The organism is Streptomyces sp. WELS2 (assembly GCF_013870595.1).
In the GTDB taxonomy this organism is placed as follows: Bacteria; Actinomycetota; Actinomycetes; order Streptomycetales; family Streptomycetaceae; genus Streptomyces.
The window spans coordinates 1-1,290 of sequence record NZ_JACBWZ010001265.1; the positions used below are offsets into that span (position 1 = coordinate 1).

Here is a 1,290-nt window from a genome sequence, read left to right on the forward strand (position 1 = left end):
CACGTTCATCCGGGCCGCCCGGAACGCCGGGACCAGCGCGGCGAACAGGCCCACGAAGGCCGATCCGATGAACACCCCGGTGATCGTCGGCCAGGGGATGTCGAGGACGTTCAGGCCTTCCAGGGCGAGCAGTTTCTGCGCGGTGGCGCCCCAGCCCATGCCGAGGCCGAGGCCCAGCAGGGCACCGAAGACGGCGATCACCACGGACTCCAGGCGGATCATGCGGCGCAGCTGGCGGCGGGAGAGGCCGATGGCCCGCATCAGGCCGATCTCCCGGGTCCGCTCGACCACGGACAGCGCCAGGGTGTTCACCACGCCGAGGACCGCGACGACGATCGCCAGTGCCAGCAGGCCGTAGATCATGTTCAGCAGCTGGCCGATCTGGTCCTTCAGTTCCTGCTTGTAGTCGGTCTGGTCGCGCACGGTGTACTGCGGGAACTCGTGCAGCGCCGACTTCAGTGCCTGGTAGGCGGCCTTCTCCTGGCCGTCCTTGGCGGTGGCGAACAGCAGGTCGTCCAGCGGCATCCGGTCGGCGGGGACGTACTTGGCGACCGTGGCGATGGAGGCGTACATCGCGCCCTTGTCGACGACGGCCTCGTCGCTGGTGATCGCGCGGACGGTGAGCTTCGCCGTCCCGCCGTCCTCGAAGCGGACGGCGACCGTGGAGCCGAGCTTGATGCCGTGGTCCTCGGCGAAGCCCTCGAAGACGGACATCGAGTCCGGTTCGTAGGCGTCGGCGAGGTCGCCGGCGACGGTCTTGGTGCGCACGTCCCGGGCGTACGTCGGGTCGGCCGCGTTGATCGTCTCCCTCGTGAGGGTACGGCCGTCCGGCGTGGTCAGGGTGGCGTCCAGGAGCTTGTACTCGGTGACCCGGGCCAGGCCCGGGGTGTCCTTGACGGCCCGGACCGCCTGCTTGGTGATGACCTGGCCGTTGTCCTCCTGGACGATGAAGTCCGTGCCGACGGTCTTGTCGAGCTGGTCGGTTGCGGAGGCCACCATGGAGGAGCCGACCACCGACAGGCACGCCACCAGGGCCAGGCCGATCATCAGGGCGGCGCCGGTGGCACCGGTGCGGCGCGGGTTGCGCAGCGCGTTGCGCTCGGCCATCCGGCCGACGGGTCCGAAGACCCGCAGGAGGACCGCGCCGAGGACGCGGACCAGCGCGCCGGCGAGCAGCGGGCCGACGACGACGAACCCGATCAGGGTGAGCAGCACGCCCAGGCCCAGCCAGCCGGAGCCGGTCTTGGCCTTCTCGGCGGTGGCGGCCACGTACAGGCTGCAGCCGCCGGC

Annotated in this window: 1 protein-coding gene; it reads right to left on the bottom strand. The window is 70.7% G+C overall.

Annotation, left to right across the window (positions count from 1 at the left end):
- Positions 1-1,290 (bottom strand): FtsX-like permease family protein (locus H5J33_RS35575; protein WP_181798768.1); only part of this gene is annotated, 1,290 nt, incomplete at both ends.